At 73.6% G+C, this 17,299-nt stretch carries 16 protein-coding genes and 1 other RNA gene; 8 read left to right on the forward strand and 9 right to left on the reverse strand.

Going from position 1 to position 17,299, the window contains the following annotated elements:
* Positions 1 to 51: 51 nt before the first annotated feature.
* Positions 52 to 1,128, forward strand: a complete 1,077-nt coding sequence (locus tag OHA37_RS27495) for a Zn-dependent alcohol dehydrogenase (protein WP_266909245.1) — start codon at positions 52 to 54, stop codon at positions 1,126 to 1,128.
* 24 nt (positions 1,129 to 1,152) lie between these two features.
* Entirely contained in the window at positions 1,153 to 2,097 is a 945-nt protein-coding gene (locus OHA37_RS27500; RefSeq protein WP_266909246.1) for a 3-oxoacyl-ACP reductase, read from the forward strand.
* A 71-nt stretch (positions 2,098 to 2,168) separates the two neighbouring features.
* Here the strand turns inward: OHA37_RS27500 and OHA37_RS27505 are convergent, their stop codons facing one another.
* The 3 genes from OHA37_RS27505 to OHA37_RS27515 all read right to left on the reverse strand — a co-directional run bounded on the left by OHA37_RS27505 (position 2,169) and on the right by OHA37_RS27515 (position 6,674).
* Positions 2,169 to 2,810, reverse strand: coding sequence for an HAD family hydrolase (locus tag OHA37_RS27505; RefSeq protein ID WP_266909247.1), 642 nt, complete (start codon positions 2,808 to 2,810; stop codon positions 2,169 to 2,171).
* Positions 2,811 to 2,847: 37 nt separating this feature from the next.
* Positions 2,848 to 3,978 (reverse strand): hypothetical protein, encoded by a 1,131-nt coding sequence (locus tag OHA37_RS27510; protein WP_266909248.1) that lies wholly within the window; start codon positions 3,976 to 3,978, stop codon positions 2,848 to 2,850.
* A 269-nt stretch (positions 3,979 to 4,247) separates the two neighbouring features.
* Positions 4,248 to 6,674 carry a serine/threonine-protein kinase gene (locus OHA37_RS27515; protein ID WP_266909249.1) on the reverse strand — a complete coding sequence of 809 codons (2,427 nt, stop codon included), beginning with the start codon at positions 6,672 to 6,674 and terminating at the stop codon, positions 4,248 to 4,250.
* Positions 6,675 to 6,775: 101 nt separating this feature from the next.
* Here OHA37_RS27515 and OHA37_RS27520 point away from each other — a divergent pair, with 101 nt between their 5' ends.
* The 4 genes from OHA37_RS27520 (at position 6,776) to OHA37_RS27535 (ending at position 10,370) form a co-directional block, all read left to right on the forward strand.
* Positions 6,776 to 7,633 carry a Nif3-like dinuclear metal center hexameric protein gene (locus OHA37_RS27520; RefSeq protein WP_266909250.1) on the forward strand — a complete coding sequence of 286 codons (858 nt, stop codon included), beginning with the start codon at positions 6,776 to 6,778 and terminating at the stop codon, positions 7,631 to 7,633.
* Positions 7,630 to 8,373: a zinc ribbon domain-containing protein gene (locus OHA37_RS27525; RefSeq protein WP_266913125.1), complete on the forward strand. Its 744-nt coding sequence runs from the start codon at positions 7,630 to 7,632 to the stop codon at positions 8,371 to 8,373. The genes OHA37_RS27520 and OHA37_RS27525 overlap by 4 nt, the downstream gene beginning before the upstream one ends.
* Complete coding sequence (locus tag OHA37_RS27530) at positions 8,373 to 9,785, forward strand: bifunctional RNase H/acid phosphatase (RefSeq protein WP_266909251.1); 1,413 nt, start codon at positions 8,373 to 8,375, stop codon at positions 9,783 to 9,785. The genes OHA37_RS27525 and OHA37_RS27530 overlap by 1 nt, the downstream gene beginning before the upstream one ends.
* A 207-nt stretch (positions 9,786 to 9,992) precedes the next feature.
* Entirely contained in the window at positions 9,993 to 10,370 is a 378-nt protein-coding gene (locus tag OHA37_RS27535) for a hypothetical protein (RefSeq protein WP_266909252.1), read from the forward strand.
* A 65-nt stretch (positions 10,371 to 10,435) separates the two neighbouring features.
* Here the strand turns inward: OHA37_RS27535 and rnpB are convergent.
* Positions 10,436 to 10,837: RNase P RNA component class A (gene rnpB, locus OHA37_RS27540), an RNA gene on the reverse strand.
* Between the two features lie 78 nt (positions 10,838 to 10,915).
* On the opposite strand from rnpB, the gene OHA37_RS27545 reads away from it, so the two are divergent.
* Together OHA37_RS27545 and OHA37_RS27550 are read left to right on the forward strand one after the other, a co-directional pair.
* Complete coding sequence (locus OHA37_RS27545; RefSeq protein ID WP_266909253.1) at positions 10,916 to 11,683, forward strand: MerR family transcriptional regulator; 768 nt, start codon at positions 10,916 to 10,918, stop codon at positions 11,681 to 11,683.
* Positions 11,680 to 12,516, forward strand: coding sequence for a hypothetical protein (locus OHA37_RS27550; RefSeq protein WP_266909254.1), 837 nt, complete (start codon positions 11,680 to 11,682; stop codon positions 12,514 to 12,516). Before OHA37_RS27545 ends, OHA37_RS27550 begins: the two co-directional genes overlap by 4 nt.
* 153 nt (positions 12,517 to 12,669) lie before the next feature.
* Here OHA37_RS27550 and OHA37_RS27555 read toward each other — a convergent pair whose 3' ends face one another.
* The 5 genes from OHA37_RS27555 to OHA37_RS27575 form a co-directional block, all read right to left on the reverse strand.
* Entirely contained in the window at positions 12,670 to 13,266 is a 597-nt protein-coding gene (locus OHA37_RS27555; protein ID WP_266909255.1) for a hypothetical protein, read from the reverse strand.
* Entirely contained in the window at positions 13,263 to 14,435 is a 1,173-nt protein-coding gene (locus OHA37_RS27560) for an MAB_1171c family putative transporter (RefSeq protein ID WP_266909256.1), read from the reverse strand. Before OHA37_RS27560 ends, OHA37_RS27555 begins: the two co-directional genes overlap by 4 nt.
* 1 nt (position 14,436) lies before the next feature.
* Positions 14,437 to 15,138 carry a hypothetical protein gene (locus tag OHA37_RS27565; protein WP_266909257.1) on the reverse strand — a complete coding sequence of 234 codons (702 nt, stop codon included), beginning with the start codon at positions 15,136 to 15,138 and terminating at the stop codon, positions 14,437 to 14,439.
* Between the two features lie 142 nt (positions 15,139 to 15,280).
* Positions 15,281 to 15,793 carry an XRE family transcriptional regulator gene (locus OHA37_RS27570; protein ID WP_266909258.1) on the reverse strand — a complete coding sequence of 171 codons (513 nt, stop codon included), beginning with the start codon at positions 15,791 to 15,793 and terminating at the stop codon, positions 15,281 to 15,283.
* A gap of 596 nt (positions 15,794 to 16,389) precedes the next feature.
* A complete protein-coding gene (locus OHA37_RS27575; protein ID WP_266909259.1) occupies positions 16,390 to 17,295 on the reverse strand; it encodes a helix-turn-helix domain-containing protein in 906 nt (301 codons plus the stop codon).
* Positions 17,296 to 17,299: the final 4 nt, after the last annotated feature.

Here is a 17,299-nt window from a genome sequence, read left to right on the forward strand (position 1 = left end):
CGCAGCCGAAGCACGCGAGATACCCCGCAGACCCAGAGAAGGAGCCGCACCGTGCGCGCAGCACTCCAGAGCGAGATAGGCCAGGACAAGCTCGAAGTCGTCGAGGACATGCAGGCCGTGGGCTTCGGCCCCGGCAAGGTCAAGATCCGCATCAAGGCCACCGGCCTGTGCCACTCCGACCTCTCCGCGATGAGCGGCGTCCTCCCGCAGCCCGCCCCCTTCATCCCGGGCCACGAGGGCTCCGGCGTGATCACCGACGTCGGTGACGGGGTCACCAGCCACAAGATCGGCGACCGGGTCCTGGTCTGCTGGCTGCCGCCCTGCGGGCACTGTCCCTCCTGCAGGCGCGGCCAGGGCCACCTGTGCCTGGAGGCCTTCGGCAACGTGGCCACCCCCAACTTCCAGCGCGGCGACAGCCCCATCTTCGGCTTCGCGGGCACCGGCACCTTCGCCGAGGAGATGGTGGTCCCGGCGGGCTGCGCCGTACCGATCCCCGACGACGTGCCCTTCGACATCGCCGCCCTGATCGGCTGCGGAGTCACCACCGGACTCGGCGCGGCCATCAACACCGCCAAGGTGGAGGCCGGTTCCTCGGTCGCCGTCATCGGCTGCGGCGGCGTCGGCATCTCCGTCATCCAGGGCGCCAAGGTGCAGGGTGCGGCCCAGATCATCGCCGTCGACCCGGTCGCCTCCCGGCGCGAGGCCGCACTGCGCTTCGGCGCCACCGAGGCGGTCTCCCCGGAGGAGTTCGCCGACGCCAAGAACCGGATCACCGCGGGCGAGGGCTTCGACTACGTCTTCGAGGTCGTCGGCAAGTCCGCGACCACGAAGACCGCCTACGACATGACCCGCCGCGGCGGCTCCGTCGTCGTGGTCGGCGCGGGCGCCCTCGACGACAACTACTCGATCAACATGTTCTCCCTCTTCTTCGACGAGAAGAAGATCCTGCCGTCGATGTACGGCGGCGGCGACGTGCTCCGCTCCTACGAGCGCACCATCGCGCTGTGGCGGGCCGGCCGGGTGGACCTGGCGGGCCTGATCACGCACCGCGTGCAGCTCGCCGAGATCAACGACGCGCTCGACCAGATGCGTACGGGCGTGGCCCTGCGCACCTGCATCGAACTCTGACCCGTTTCGAGAGGAACCGTACGGATGTCACTGCCACTTGAGGGACTCGTCGCCATCGTCACCGGGGCGGGCCGCGGCCTCGGCCGGTCCGAGGCGATCGAACTCGCCCGGCTCGGCGCGAGCGTGGTCGTCAACGACTTCGGGCAGCCAGGCCGCGACGGCTCCGGCGAGGCCTCGGCCGCCCCGGCGGAGGAGGTCGCGGCGGAGATACGCGCCGCGGGCGGACAGGCGGTGGCGCACCTGGGCGACGTGGCCGACTTCGAGCAGGCGCGCGAGCTCGTCGAGCTGGCGGTGAACAGCTTCGGCAAGCTCGACATCCTGGTCAACAACGCGGGCATCCTGCGCGACCGGATGGTCTTCTCGATGTCGGAGCCGGAGTGGGACTCGGTCATCCGGGTCCACCTCAAGGGTCACTTCAACACGACCCACTTCGCCTCCGTGCACTGGCGCGAACGCTCCAAGGCGGCCGGCGGGCCGGTCTACGGCCGGATCATCAACACCTCCTCCGAGGCCTTCCTCGGCGGCTCGGCGGGCCAGCCCAACTACGCGGCGGCCAAGGGCGGCATCGTGGGCCTGACCACGTCCACCGCCCTGGCCCTCGCCAAGTACGGGGTGACGGCCAACGCCATCTGCCCGCGCGCCCGCACCCGGATGACGGAGGACGTCTTCGCGGGCTTCCAGGTACCGGAGGAGGGCAAGCTCGACGCCCTCGCCCCCGAGCACGTCTCCCCGCTGGTCGGCTACCTGGCCTCCCCGGCCTCGGCGAAGGCCAACGGGCAGCTGTTCGTGGTCCACGGCGGCATCGTGGTCGTCATGGAACGCCCCAAGGTGGCGGCGAAGTTCGACACCACCAAGGAGTCCTTCTCCTACGAGGAACTCGACGGGCTCCTCACCCCGCACTACGACTCCCGCCCGGCGAACGAAACCTTCGCGGCGGCGGAAGTCCTCGGCCTCAAGCACGACGGCTGACCGCTGCGGACCACGCCGGTGGGGCGCAGGACCCTCGGGTCCTGTACCCCACCGGCCTGCCCGGACGGCCCTCACCGCGCGAGGGCGAAGGCCAGCGGCTCGTGGAGGTCGGCCGGTTCCCGGTAGTGCACGCCGGTCATGCCCAGCGCGACGGCCGCCTCGATGTTCTCCAGCCGGTCGTCGATGAACAGGCACCGGTCCACCGCGGCCCCCGCGCGCCCGGCCGCGATCTCGTAGATCTCCCGGTCCGGCTTGGCCACGCCCACCCGGGCGCTGCTGACCACGTGATCGGCGAGGTCGGTCAGCCCCAGCGCTTCCAGGTCGTCCTCCAGGTCGAGGGTCGCGTTGGTGACCAGGACCAGCGGCGTGCCCGACGCCCTGACCCGGCGCAGCATCGCCACCACCGTGGCGTCGGCCGAGAACGGCGAGCCGGCGAAGGCCCGGGCCAGTTCGTCCGCGCGGGCCGGGGACAGCCTGCCGTCCTTCGCCAGCTCGGCCGCGACCGCCAGGACCCACTGCTCCGGGGTGGTGAGCCCGAGCAGCAGCGGCCCGTCCAGGGCGGGGGCGAAGGCGACGGCCGAGGTCGTGCCCGGCACGAGGCCGGCCGAGGCCTCCAGTTCGCTCACGCGGGCCGTGTCGTAGAAGCGGATCACGTTGTCGAGGTCGCAGAGGACCGCGTCGTAGGGCTTGGAGTTCGTCGCGGAGTTCGTCACCGCGCCTGGATAGCAGACGCCCGGGAGCGGGCGGCGCTCACCCCAGCGGAGCCTGCTGCAAGGGCACCGGCCGCGCGGGCGCCGGCGGGAGGGGGATCGGGTCCAGGCGGATGGGCGGGGGCGGGGAGACCGGGAGGGTCATCCCCAGGAGGCCGCAGGGGACTTCGGGGGTGGAGTACGGGAGGTGCAGGCGGCCCTCCGGGGTCCAGCGGCCCGTTGCGCCGAGCCAGCCGGCCGGGGCGCCGAGCCGGAACACGTGCCGGTCGGCGGGGCGCCACAGGGCCAGCCCGGCCACGGCCCCGTCGTAGCCGTCGCCGGCCTCGTCCACCCGCAGGGCGACCCCGCAGCTCTCCGGCATCAGCACCTGCCCCGGCTGCACCGCGAACGGCGTCGCCGTGGCCCCGACGGCCCGCAGGCACTCCGGGAACCGCACCGGGCGGGCGCTGCCCAGGACCCCCCAGCCGAGCCGGGGTTCGCCCGGCGCGTCCGAGCGGATCAGCAGCAGCCCGCTGTCGGGGTCGGCGAGCAGCAGCCGGTCGTCGCTGTCCTCCGCGATCTGGAGCAGCGGCGAGATCTCCCCGCCCCGCCGCAGGTCCACGGCCACCGCCTTGGTCACCGGCCCGCCCGGGCCGTCCAGTTCGCGGTCCAGCGCGAGGAGCCGGCCGGTCCGGTCCAGCCAGACCCCGCCCGAACAGCGCCCCGGGATCCCGGCGACCCGCTCCGGCCCGAAGGGGACGCCGGCCACCTGCCACACCGTGGTCGAGGTGGCCCCCACGGCCAGGGCGAAGGCCCCGTGCCCGTCGGGGGACGGGGGCAGCAGGGTGACCCGTACGCCGTCGGCCGCCGGGATCGCGCCGAGCTGCAGCTCCCCGGTCCGGGGCCCGGCGCCCGCTGCGCCGCCGCCCGTGGGGTACAGCAGCGCGAAGCCGTGCCGCTCCGCGACCCGACGGTGGATCAGCACCCGCCCGTCGGCCAGCGGCAGCACCTCGCTGTCGGCCTCCTCGGGCTGCGCGAGGGGCAGGGGCACCGCGTACGGCTCGGGGCCGGTCAGCGTCCAGCGCTCCGGATAGCGGGCTTCGCCGTGCCCGGCGAGCCGGGCGGCGTAGGACCCGTCGGCGGCGATGGTGAACGGGGTCGCGCTGGTCTTCTCGATGGCACAGACAGTCATCTGCGGACACCTCCGCCGAGGAAGGTAGTGATCGCGCTTCCCTCCGGACAACGCGACAATCCCCGCTTCACACATACGGGTGGCGGGTCGGCGATTCCGCTGTGAGGGAGGAGGCGATTGTGCTGTGCGATATCGGGGTGTTTGGGGTGAGGGGCCTGGTTAGGTACACCTAACCCGCTTTTCCGGTCTTTGCCCGCTCCCCCTCCTCGGGAGACGTCCCGGGTCCCTCCGACGACCTGCGCGGCCTCCTGGTCAAGCGGCCCGCCGGCTCACGTGGCCCGCACGGTCCAGACCGGCCCGAGCCCGGGGAGGTCCGCCGACCGCACCTCCTCCGGCTCCGGGACCAGACCCAGCCGCTCCCGGACCCCGCGGGTCAGTTCGTGCCGGCCGCCCAGCGCCCGCGTCAGCTCCGCCAGCAGCTCCCGCCACATCGGCCGCGCCACCGCCTCCCCGTGCAGCGCGGCCACCCCGGCCGCCTGCGCGCAGCGCCCGCGCAGGGTGACCGGCTCGTCCGCCCCGAACAGTTCGCCGCGCCGCGGCAGTACGGCGTTCAGCAGCGCCAGCGCCTCCGCCTGCCGGTCGCGCGCGGACAGGGCCAGCGCGAGCCGGAACCAGGCGTCCACCGTCAGCCGGTCCCCGCTCCCGAGCAGCGCCTCCAGATCCGGTGCCAGCTCCTCCCACTGCGCGAGGTCCGCCGCCGGATCGACGGCCCGCGTGGTCAGCGCCAGCAGGTAGCGGGCCCGTAGCACCAGCTCCCCGGCCGGGCCCTGGTGCGCGTACAGCGCCGGCATCAGTTCCACGAGCAGCGCGCGCGCCTCCGACGGGCGGCCCGCGCCCTCGGTGTGTTCGGCCAGCCGGAACCGCGCCAGCAGCGTCAGCGGGTGCTCCTCCCCGAGCGCCGCCGTGCAGTCGCTGATCAGCACCCGCCAGGTGGGCAGCGTCTCCTGCGCCGTGCCCGCGTCGGCGACCCAGCCGGCCATCACGATCCGGGCCGCGTACGTCTCCTCCCGCCCGTCCTCCAGCAGCCCCACCAGATGGGACACCAGCACCCGCAGCCGGGCGGCGGCCTCCGCGTTGCCCCGCAGCCGCAGGACCGCGTCGCACAGCTCGCGCCGGGCGTCCGCGCCGAGCGCCCCCACCGTGCGCTGCTCGGAGTCCAGCCGCGGGATCAGGGAGAGCCACAGCTGGACCGCCCCCACGTCGTCGCCGGACTTGGCCAGCTGGGTGACGTACTGGTACCGGGTGTGCAGGGTGAGGCTGTCGGTCTCCCCGAGCACCCGGCGCAGATCGCGCACGACGTCCGCGTAGAGCTCGGCGGCCTCGCGCAGGGCGCCGGCACTCGCCAGGTACCAGGGCAGCAGGCAGCGGGCGTAGAGGGTGCGGCGGTCCTCGGGTCCGTGCAGGGCCTCCATGTGCGGCACGATCCGGCCGAGCAGCGCGGAGGCCTCCCCGAAGAGTCCGTCCCGGGCGCAGGCGCAGGCCAGGTCGAAGCCGAACCCCACGGTCAGCGGGTCTTCGGCGCCGAACAGCCGGACGGTGTCGGTGAGCAGTTCGCCCAGCGCCAGCCGCGCGATGCCGGGGTCGTCCTCCGCGCGCGCCACCCGGCCGCGCTCCACCAGTGCGGCGCGGATCCGGGCGCTGAAGACCTCGCCGGGGTCGGGGTCGGCGTACTCGCCCTCCAGCACCTCGTCGTCGTTCGCGTCCTCGTCTTCGTCCTCGGCGGGCTCCTGTACGGACGGCGCCCCGGCCGGCAGGTCCGGCTCGGTCGGTACGTACGCCCCCGCTCCGGCGGACCCGGCCCCCGCGGGCGCGGCCGCCGCGGGGCCCGCAGCGGTGGCGGCGAGCGTACGGCTCAGCGTGCGCAGCCGGTCCACCACCTGCGCGGCGTCGGCCGGCCGGTCCGCCGGATCCTTGGCCAGCAGGTCCATGACCAGCCGGTCCACGGACCCGGGCACCGGCAGTAACGCGCTCGGCGGCGGCGGCACCTCGTGCACCTGCTGGTACATGACCTGCAGCAGGCCCCGCTCCAGCGTGAAGGGCGGCCGCCCGGTGAGCATCGTGTAGAGGAGGCAGCCCAGGGCGTACAGGTCGGTCCGCCCGTCGACCGGCCGGCCGTCGCACTGCTCGGGCGCCATGTAGGCAGGGGTGCCGACCATCCGGGCGCCGGTGAGCTTCGTGTGGTGGGTGTCGTTGTCCTCCAGGAAGCGGGCGATCCCGAAGTCGAGGAGCTTGACCAGCCCGCCGTAGGTGACCATCACGTTGCCGGGCTTGAGGTCCCGGTGGACCACCCCCGCCTCCGGCCCGTGCGCCGACTCCAGGGCCAGCGCGATCTGCTCGGCCCAGGCCAGCGCCTGGGGGAGCGGGGGCAGCCGCTGCGCGAGCTCCTCCGCGAGCGAGCGGCCCCGTACGAGCTCCATCACGATGTAGACGAGCGGTACGTCGTCCTGCGCCACGCTGTTGTAGTCGTACACGGCGACGATGTGGGGGTGCGCGAGCCGTCCCGCCGCCGTCGCCTCCCGGCCGAGCCGGGACACCAGCTCGGGGACCAGCGCCGGATCGGCTTCCTCGCGGATCAGCTTGATCGCGACCTTGCGGCGGATGCGCCGGTCGATGCCCTCCCAGACCTCGCCCATGCCGCCCACGTCCAGGCGCCGGACCAGCTCATATCGGGCGTCGAGCACTTCTCCGGCACGCATGGATCCCCCCGTTTCCCCTGCCGCCGCAGACAGTATCCGCATCGGCCCGCGGATGGGACGGGAAGACCGGGGCCGGTCGCCACGGACGGTAGCCTTGGCCTGTGCCCCGTCTCTCTGAAGTCATCGCCGCGCTGGACGCTCTGTGGCCCCCCTCGCGGGCCGAGGAGTGGGACGCCGTCGGCACCGTCTGCGGCGACCCCGACGCCGAGGTCTCCCGGGTCCTGTTCGCCGTCGACCCCGTCCAGGAGATCGTCGACGAAGCGGTGAAGCTGGGTGCCGACCTGCTCGTCACCCACCACCCCCTCTACCTGCGGGGCACCACCACCGTTTCCGCCGGCACCTTCAAGGGCCGGGCCGTGCACACGCTGATCAAGAACGACATCGCGCTGCACGTCGCCCACACCAACGCCGACACCGCCGACCCGGGCGTCTCCGACGCCCTCGCCGGCGCCCTCGACCTGCGCGTCACCGGCCCGCTGGTGCCCGACCCGACCGACCCCCAGGGCCGCCGGGGCCTGGGCCGGCTCTGCGAGCTGGACCGCCCCGAGACGCTGCGCGAGTTCACGGCGCGCGTCGCCGCCTGGCTCCAGCCGACCGCGCAGGGCATCCGGGTGGCCGGCGACCCCGACGCGATGATCCGCACCGTCGCCGTCAGCGGCGGCTCCGGCGACAGCCTCTTCGCGCAGGTCCGGGCCGCCGGTGTCGACGCGTACGTCACCGCCGACCTGCGCCACCACCCGGTGTCCGAGGCCCGCGAGCAGAGCCCGCTCGCCCTCGTCGACGCCGCCCACTGGGCCACCGAATGGCCCTGGTGCGAGCAGGCCGCGGCCCAGCTCGACGCCATCTCCGAGCGCAACGGCTGGGGTCTGCGGACCCACGTCTCGCGCACGGCCACAGACCCGTGGACGGCGCACGCGCCGTCCGTGACATCCCCTTCTCACCCTGGAGCCCCCAACTGAACGCCGAGCCCGCCGACCAGATCCGACTTCTCGACGTCCAGGCCCTGGACGTCCGGCTGTCTCAGCTGACCCACAAGCGCAAGATGCTCCCCGAGCACGCCGAGGTCGACTCGCTGACCAGCGACCTGGCCCAGCAGCGCGACTTCCTCGTCGCCGCCCAGACGCAGGCCACCGACGCCGCCCGCGAGCAGACCAAGGCCGAGCAGGACGTGGACCAGGTGCGCCAGCGCGCCGCCCGCGACCAGGCCCGTCTGGACACCGGCGTAGGCATCTCCGCCCGCGACCTGGCCAACCTGCAGAGCGAGGTCGTCTCCCTCGCGAAGCGCCAGGGTGACCTGGAGGACGTGGTCCTGGAGGTCATGGAGCGTCTGGAGGGTGCGCAGGAGCGCGTCACCGAGCTCACCGACCGGGTCGCCTCCCTGGAGACCAAGCTCGTCGACGCCACCGCGCGCCGCGACGCCGCCACCGGCGAGATCGACGCCGAGGTCGCCGGCATCGCCAAGGACCGCGAGGTCATCGTCACGGCCATGCCGGCCGCGCTGATCGCCCTCTACGAGAAGATCCGCGTGAAGCAGGGCGGCGTCGGCGCCGCCCGCCTGTCGCAGCGCCGCTGCGAGGGCTGCCGCCTGGAGCTCGACCTCGCCGAGGTCAACGAGATCAAGGCCGCCGCCCGCGACCAGGTCGTCCGGCACGAGAGCTGCGGCCGCATCCTGGTCCGCATGGCCGACTCGGGCATCTGATGCCGCGGTTCGTTGTGGAAGCCGACGGCGGCTCCCGGGGCAACCCGGGGCCCGCCGGGTACGGCTCCGTCGTCCTCGACCCGGTGACGGGCGAGACGCTGGCCGAGCGCGCGGAGTACATCGGCGTCGCGACGAACAACGTGGCCGAGTACAAGGGCCTCATCGCCGGGCTGAAGGCCGCCCGCGAGCTGGACCCGGACGCGGTGGTCCTCGTACGCATGGACTCCAAGCTCGTCGTCGAGCAGATGTCGGGCCGCTGGAAGATCAAGCACCCGGACATGAAGCCGCTCGCGGCGGAGGCGGCGAAGGTCATGCCGCGCGCCCAGGTGACGTACGAGTGGATCCCGCGCGAGAAGAACAAGCACGCGGACCGGCTCGCGAACGAGGCGATGGACGCGGGCAAGCGCGGCAAGCAGTGGGAGCCCGCGAACTCCTCGGCCGCCCTGGACGCCTCGGCGGCCCGCACCCTGGCGACCCCGCCCCCGGCGGGCCCCGTGGGCGACGCCGCAGCGGGCGCCGCGGCGGTCCGCGCGGCCCTCGCCTCCGGCGCTGGTACGCGGACCCGCGCGAGCGCCGCTGCGGGTGCGCGGGCCGGCTCCGCACAGGCAGGGGCCGACACCCTGTTCGCCGACCCGGCGGACCTCGCCGACCCGGCGGCTCCGGCGGGCCTTTCCGACGAGGCGGCCCCGGCGAGCTCGCCGGCCCCTGCTTCCGGTCCGGGCACGGCAGCGCCCACGATCACCGGCGCCGCGCCCGCGGCGGGACAGGGCTGGGGACCCGACATGGGGCCCCCGGCCACCTTCGTGCTGCTGCGCCACGGAGAGACCGCGCTGACCCCGCAGAAGCGGTTCTCCGGAAGCGGCCGGGGCAGCGACCCGGAGCTCTCCGAGGCGGGCCGCCGCCAGGCCGCCGCCGTCGCGGAGTCGCTGGCCGCGCGCGGCACCATCGAGACGGTGATCAGCTCCCCGCTGCGGCGCTGCCGGGAGACCGCGCAGGCCGTCGCCGACCGGCTCGGGCTCACCGTCACCGTCGAAGAGGGCCTGCGCGAGGTCGACTTCGGCGCGTGGGAGGGGCTGACCTTCGCGGAGGCGCGCGAGCGCCACCCCGAGGACCTCCAGGCGTGGCTGGACTCCCCGAAGGCCGCCCCCACGGGCGGCGGCGAAAGCTTCGCCTCGGCCACCCGCCGGATCTCCGCGACCAGGGACCGGCTGCTCGCCGAGCACGCGGGCCGCACGGTCCTGCTGGTCTCGCACGTGACGCCGGTCAAGATCCTGGTCCGGCTGGCACTGGGCGCCCCGCCGGAGGCCCTGTTCCGCATGGAGCTCTCGGCGGCCTCCCTCTCGGCGGTCGCCTACTACGCCGACGGCAACGCCTCGGTCCGCCTCCTGAACGACACGTCCCACCTGCGCTGAGCCACCGCGCCCGGCCGCACGACGAGACCCCCCGCCCCGACCGGGCGGGGGGTCTCGTCGTAATCCCCGAGCCGTGAGGCGCCGCCGGTTGGTAGAAAGGGCGACGTCAGCGTGAGGACCGCAGGAGGGAGCCGCCCGTGCCGCGTTACCCGTCCGGCTTCCGGTAGCACCCCCAGGAAGGCCCTGGGGTGCGGCTGGAGGCTCTCCTTGTCCCGCACCGCCCACCACATTCCCCCCGCGCGCACCCGGTTCGCCGTACAGCGGCGCGAGCAGCGCGACGCCCTCGCCTGGCATCCGTACGGCGGTCCCTGGCGCCGGGTCGACCTGCGCAGCCTGCGGTACTCCGCCGCCGAGCTCCGCACCGCGGCGAAGGAGGGCCGGCGCCCGCAGCCGCGGGAGGTCCGGCGCGCCTTCGACAGCTGGAGGTACTGCTGCGCCTTCGCCGGTTCCCTCTCCGAGGCCGCCCACCTCGCGGAGCGCGCCGCCCGCGCACGGGCCCGTGCCGCCTGCCGCGCCGCGCTCCACGACCCCGACACGGTCATCGAGCCCTACCGGCCCCGCTACGGGGTCCACTGGGAGGCCTGAGCGCAGGCACCGGTACGACGAAGCCCCCGCCCCGAACGAACGGGTGTGCGGGGGCGGTTCGCCGACAGACGAGCCGGCCTGTACGCCGGGTTCTGTCGCCCGGTGACCTCGCGGTCGCCGGGGAGACGGCCATCCATCTAGGACCGGCGTTGCCGCCGGCCTCGTGCGGTCTACCCGCGAACTCGGGCGGGCAGCCCTCGAACGTTCGCGCAGGGTCGTCCGGAGACGACCCCTCTTGACCTTGCTCCGGGTGGGGTTTACCTAGCCGCCTGAGTCGCCTCAGGCGCTGGTGGTCTCTTACACCACCGTTTCACCCTTACCGGGGGCCGAAGCCCCAGGCGGTCTGTTTTCTGTGGCACTGTCCCGCGGGTCACCCCGGGTGGCCGTTAGCCACCACCCTGCCCTGTGGAGCCCGGACGTTCCTCGGCGGGATCCGGAGATCCCGACGCGGCCGCCCGGCCGACTCGTCTGTCGTGCCGACCATGCTACCGGCTGCGTCATCACGGCTTGACCTTGACGCAGCGGCAGGGTTTCTACTGGAACCCATGCGGATCGGAGAGATCGCCGCGCTCGTCGGGGTCACCACCCGGGCGATCCGGCACTACCACCACGTCGGCCTGCTCCCCGAGCCGGACCGGCGCCCCAACGGCTACCGCGCCTACAGCGTGCGCGACGCCGTCCGGCTGGCCCGGGTGCGCCGGCTGACCGAGCTCGGGCTGAGCCTCGACGAGGTGCGCGACGTGCTCGCGGACGACGCGGGGCGCGAGCTCGCCGAGGTACTGGCCGAGCTCGACGCCGACCTCGCCCGCCAGCAGGCCGAACTGGCCGAGCGCAGACGGCGCCTCGCCGTCCTGCTCGCGGCCCCGCCCGGGGAGGTCGAGCCGGTCTCGCCCGCGCTCGCGGAGCTGCTCGCCAAGGCGCCCGCGACGGCCTCGCCGTCCGCCGCGCTCGACCGCGAGCACCTGAGCCTGCTCGACGCCTCGGGCGCCGTGGGGGAGGAGCTCTACGCCGTACTCGGCACGGTCGCCGCCGATCCGGCCGTGCTCGCGCTGTACGAGCGGCTCGACGAGCTCGCCGACGCGGACGGGGACGACGCCCGGATCGGGCCGCTCGCCGCGGAACTGGTGGCCGCGGTGCCGGCCGAGGCGTTCGCCGCGGTGGCAGGACCGGGCGGCGGCGGGCCGCAGGCGGCGCCGGGCTTCCTGGAGGCCCTGCTCGCCGAGTACGCCCCGGCGCAGGCGGAGGTCGTCCGCCGGGTGATGGAAGCCTTCACGGGCACGCGGGCCACACAGACGGACAGGGGACGGGAATGAGCGCGATACGCGCGGCACGGACCGGGGTGGCCGCCGTGCTCCCCGTGGAGCTGGCACTGCTGGTGTGCCTGGCCGCCGGGGTCCGCCCGCCCGGCTGGGCCCTCGCCGTCGTCGAGGTGATGGTGCTCGGGGTCCTCCTCCTGGAGGCCGGCGTCCTGTACTTCCTGTACGCCGCCGCCCGCGCCCGCGGCGCCGACCCCCGCACGGCCCGCCGCGAGGCCGTACGGGCCGTGGTCCCCGTGACCGTACGCCGCCTCGTGCTCCACGAGCTGCGCGCGTCCGCCTCGTTGGCCCGGTGGGTGCTGCGCCGGCCGCCGCACGGGGTGCGGCCCGGGGACCACGCAGCCCCGTACACCGGACCGCAGACGGCCATGATGTACGGGCTGGTGTTCGTGTCGCTGATCGAGACGGTGGCGCTGGCCTTCCTGATCCCCTGGCCGGCCGTCCACCGCGTGGTGCTCGTCCTCGACGTGTACGGGGTGGTGCTGATGCTCGGGCTGCACGCCGCCTGCGTCACCCGGCCGCACGTCGTGAGCCCCGACGGGACCCTGCGGATCCGCTACGGAGCCCTCTTCGACCTGACCGTCCCGCCGGACGCGGTGGCCTCGGTCCGGGTGGACCGCCGCTACCCCGAGGGACGGCTCGTCTCCCTCTCCGAGGACGGGGTGCTCGACCTGATCGTCGGCAGCCAGACCACGGTCACCGTGGAACTGCTCCGCCCGCTCGCCTTCCGCCGTCCGCTCGGCGCTCGCGCCGAAGCCCGCGTCGTCCGCTTCCACGCGGACGAGCCCCGTGCGCTGGTCGACGCACTGCGGCAGCCCGCACCCCCGTGACGGGCTGCCGCAGTGACGGCCGTGTGCGCCGAGCGTGACAAGCCGGTGCGCGCCTGTCTTGTCGAAAACGGCACGGCCGGAAATCGGCACGGTGGGAGAACGGCGCGGTGAGGAAACGGCACGGTGAGGAAACGGCTGCCCCGCCGGGTCCGGCTAGCGCACCAGCGCGAAGGTGGTGGCCGCCACGGCCGCGCCCACCGCGGTGCCCGCGAGGACCTGGGCGAGGGTGTGGTCCTTCAGCTCGACCCGGGACCAGCCGACGAGGGCGACCAGCGGGTAGGCGAGCAGCAGCCAGGGCCCGTAGGTCAGGGCGAGCATGGCGACGCTCCCGGAGGAGACGGCCGCGTGCACGCTGATCTTCCAGACGGGGGTCACGGCGAGCAGGGCCGCGAGGGTGGCCAGCATGGCCGCGATCAGCGCGATCATCGTGCGGGGCGAGCCGAGGAGCGCCATCAGCAGGATGCCGGTGGCGACCGAGCCGATGATGAACACCATCACGACGATGCGCTGTTGGCGCTGGCCGACGTGCCGGTCGGCCCAGCGGCCGCGCCGGATGCCGTACTTGATGAAGGCCAGCGGGATGACGGCGGAGAACAGGCAGCCCAGGAGTCCCCACCCGATCCCGGCGAGGCCGGCGGTGTGCCAGCCGATCAGGAGGGTGTCGGCGATGATCCAGGTCTTGGGATCGAGCCCGTCGGTGATCAGGCGGGCGGATCGGGACCCGGTGGGCTGGGTGAGCGTGGCGGTCACGCCGTGGCCTCCTGGCTGGTCGCGGTGAGGAATTCGTCGGCCACGGCGGAGTGGTAGATCCGCGCGAGCTGGATGAGCCGCAGTACTTCGGCGGAGAAGTCGAGTTCGTCGATGCCGACGGTGGCCGTCGGCTCCTGGGTGCCGTGGAGCGGCAGGACCCCGCGGGCCTTGCCCTCGCGGGCCGCCCGCATCCGCAGGGCCTCGGCCGCCGGGCTCGTCGCCGGGTCGAACCCCGCCTCCAGGGCGGCGCGGTCCGCGCGCTCGCGGACCTCGGGGGCGGTGTACGCGTCCAGGGTCAGGGCGGCGTCGCGGATCTCGATCACCCGCCGGTACAGCCGCAGGCGCGGGCTGCGCAGGAGTCCGGTCTTCAGGACGATGTCGGGGGTGACCGCGGTCAGGTCCTGCCAGAGCGGCTGGAGCCGGCGGTGGTGGCGGCCGTCCTGGACGGTGCGCCAGGCCACGCCGAAGGCGGGGATGCTGCTCCCGATGAGGATGAAGCCGATCGCCAGGTACTTCAGGGCGTCGGTGACGTTGTCGACCGCGATGTCGCTGGTGCCGTCCGTGAGGCCCGCGAGGCGGCTCGCGATGTACCCGGCCCGCAGCAGGGTGTAGAGGACGCCGACGGCGGTTCCGATGCCCATGAGGCGGACGCCGGTCCGCAGCCACAGGGCGCTGGCGTGCCGGGCGCTGCCCCAGAAGAGCCAGGTGGCGGTGGCCATGGCGATGCCGAGGTAGACGATGAACAGGAGGTAGTAGACCGTGGCCCAGCCGTTGCCCGCGGTCTCCTCGAAGAAGTCGGTCATCTCGTGGGCCCGCGGGACGAAGAAGACGAAGAGCACCCCCATCGCCGTCATCGCGGTCAGGGCGGCGTAGTGCCGGGCCCGCAGCCGGCGGCCGGTCTCCGGGCGCGCGATGGCGACGACGAAGTCGACGACCGCGCCGGCCGCGATCATGCCCAGCCAGTGCTTGAAGAGGGTGGAGAGGTTGTTGACCCCCGCCCCGGCGTCCAGGGTGCGCATCACGCCGGGGAGACGGAGCGTCATGGAGACGGTCAGGGCGGCGAACGCCGTCCACAGGGCCCGCTGTTTGACCGACCGGACGGCTGACGGGGCGCGCCAGAGCGTCACCGACCAGAGCATGGCCAGGATGGCGATTTCGAGCTGCTTCACTTCACGACCACGTGTTTCGAACGGGGTGCCCGAGGGCGTCATGGAGGCGTACGAGACGGTCCTCGGCCTCACTGTCACTGGAGGTCGACTGCGTCGTGTTGTAGCGGCCGGCCCGCTCGTGGATGAGCGTGGCCAGGGTCTCGGCCTGCCGCTCCTGCGGGCTGGCGAACTTGCTCCGCCCCATGAGGTGCGCCAGGCGGTCGATGTCGAGGCCGAGTTCCTCGTCGATCGATTCGGTCCTGCGCGCCACGTTCCTGATCCGGGCCGCCTCGGTGCGGATGATCGAGGCGACGGGCAGCTCGGGGCGGTCGAGTCCGGAGACGGCCGTGTGCGTACGGGTCAGCAGGCGCTGGAAGTGTTCGGAGGCCCGGGCGATCTCCCGCTCCGACGCCTGTTCGGGGATGTCGAGTTCGGGGGCGACGTGGCCGAGCAGCATGTGCGAGATCTCGTGGAGGACGATCTGCACCTTGAGGATCTCGGCCGCGACGGCGTCGTAGAAGACGAGGTCGGCGACATCGAGTCCGAGCCAGATCCCGCAGGGCAGCGCCGGGTCGGGCGGTCCGTCGAGGGGCAGCAGGATCAGCGGCCGGCCGCGCTGCGCGGCTATGCCCTCGCAGAAGGCTTCCAGGTCGAACGGCCGGGGGATGACGAGCCGGTCCGCGACGGCGGCGCACTCCGCGTCGGCGCGCTTCCACCAGCGCATGGTCGCCCTCCCCGCCCGTCATCGAACAGTCCGCACACCCGATCGGATCTGAGAGTAACCGGAAGCGCAGCAGGGGCTCGCTGAGGACGTATCGGTGGCCGGAATATGGCTGACCGGGCGAGGCGCGTGGCTGATTCGCGCCTCAGGCGTCCTTGCTGCGCCGGCGCCGGGGCTTCACATCCGGAAGCCCTTCGGCCTTGCGGAGCTGCTTGATCAGGCCGGTGACGGACCGCATGGATCCGGCGGACAGCCCGCTGAGGCGGAAGGCCGCGGCCTTGACTTGCTCGTCCTCCAGGACCTGGGCGAACTCGTCGGCCGCGGCGGCCTTGCCCATCTCCTCGCGCAGCCGCGCGATCCGCTCCTCGATCCGGTGCTCGATCGCCTGGGCGTTCTCGCCGTCGGCCAGGTACCCGACGGTGACGCCGAAGAAGTTGGCGATCGCGCGGATCGAGTCGATGCCCGGGTTCGGGTTGTTGTTCAGGCGGATGGTCTGGACCGTGCCGTGCGAGACGGAGGGCCCGGACAGCTTCTTGGTGCCCTCGGCGATCTCTTGGTACGTGTACGGCCCGCGGCCCGCCGGATGGATCGTCTCGATCAAGAAGCCGAGGCGGTCACCCATGGTGTCCCGCCGGTCGGTGGGGGTCTCCTCACCCATCACCGTCACTGCTCCCGTCTACGGCTGGATCTCAATGGTCCAGTACTAAATCATCACCGACATTATCTACCTGCCTAGATGGCTTTCACCACACAGTGCAATGAACTGCGTCTACCCAGCTAGCGGACCCCGTGGAATGTGACCCACGCCATATTGGCCCCGGGGCGCCCCGCAGGACCTTGACAGGGCATGCGTGCCACGGCGTATCTTCGTCCAGCCGTCTAGCCCACTAGATGGTTCGGCGCTCGATCGCTCGACGCAAAGCGTCTAGCCGACTGAGTATCGGAGCCGGTGGGCGGGGCGGAAGAGGGAGGAGTCGCGATGCCGTCACGGCGGCAGGCTCCAAGCGCAGGACCATGGGTCGGCGCGCTCGCTCACGGGCTGAGGTACGGGGGTCCCCAGCCCGGGGTGGGTGAACCGCCCGTCGACGGGAGCCGACGCCCGTCGGCGGGGTCCGGCGGAATCCAGCGGGGGAGCCGCCGCCGGACGGCGCGGTCCGGCCGCGGCCCGGGGTGCGATCCGAGGCGCGCCCCGGGCTGCGCCCCGGACCGCGATCCGAGGCGCGCCCCGGACCGCGATCCCGACCGCGATCCCGCCTAGCCGGACAGCATCACGCTGCTGACCCGGCCCGCCATCCGGTCCAGCACCGAACCGGGCGCCAGGCCGCCCCGCAGCAGGACGAACCGGGACGGGGGCAGTCCCGTCATCGCCTTCACCTCGCGGCTCAGGTGTGCCTGGTCGTGGTAGCCGCACGCCGCCGCCACCTGTGCGGCCGCCGTTCCCGCCGCCAGCATCCGCAGGGCGTGCTGCAAGCGGAACACCCGGGCCATGGCCTTGGGCGACAGGCCCACCTGCTCGCGGAACCGGGCCCGTACGGTACGGGCGCTCCACCCCGTCGCGGCGCTCACCCGGGTCAGGGAGCGGGTGTTCGCCCAGAGCCCGGAGAGGGCTCCGTCGACCTCGGGCGCGGGGGAGGGGCCGCGGTCGAGGCGGGCGCAGAACAACTGGTCCAGCAGGGCGAAGCGCTCCGTCCACGAGGGAAGCGCCCGCAGCCGTTCGGTGAGGTGGCGGCCCTGCGCTCCGAGCACGTCCACCAGATCCACGTGGGCGTCCTCGAAGTGCCACATCGGGATGCCGAACAGCCGGTAGCAGCCCTGCGGGGTCATGTTCACCTCCAGCCCGTGCACCACCCCCGCGTGCACCCCGACCGCCGGCACCGTGCGCGGGCCGCTGATCATGGCCCGGGCGGCGGGCCGCAGCTGGGTCGCGGCGAGGTCCTCCGTACGGGAGACCCACAGGCCCTCGGAGAAGCTGAAGACCAGCGTCACGCAGCCGGTGGGCAGCTCCAGGCGGCGCCTCGGGGCAGCGAACTCGGTGTGGAACCCCGTGTAGTTGATGATGAGCGGCCGCAGTGCGGCGGCCGGCCGGCGGCGGCGCGCCGACCGGCGGCCCGGGGCGGCGGCAGGCATCGCGCGTACGTCGAAGGTCTCGACCGAGCCCATGTCC

Source organism: Streptomyces sp. NBC_00335 (genome assembly GCF_036127095.1).
Classification (GTDB): Bacteria; Actinomycetota; Actinomycetes; order Streptomycetales; family Streptomycetaceae; genus Streptomyces.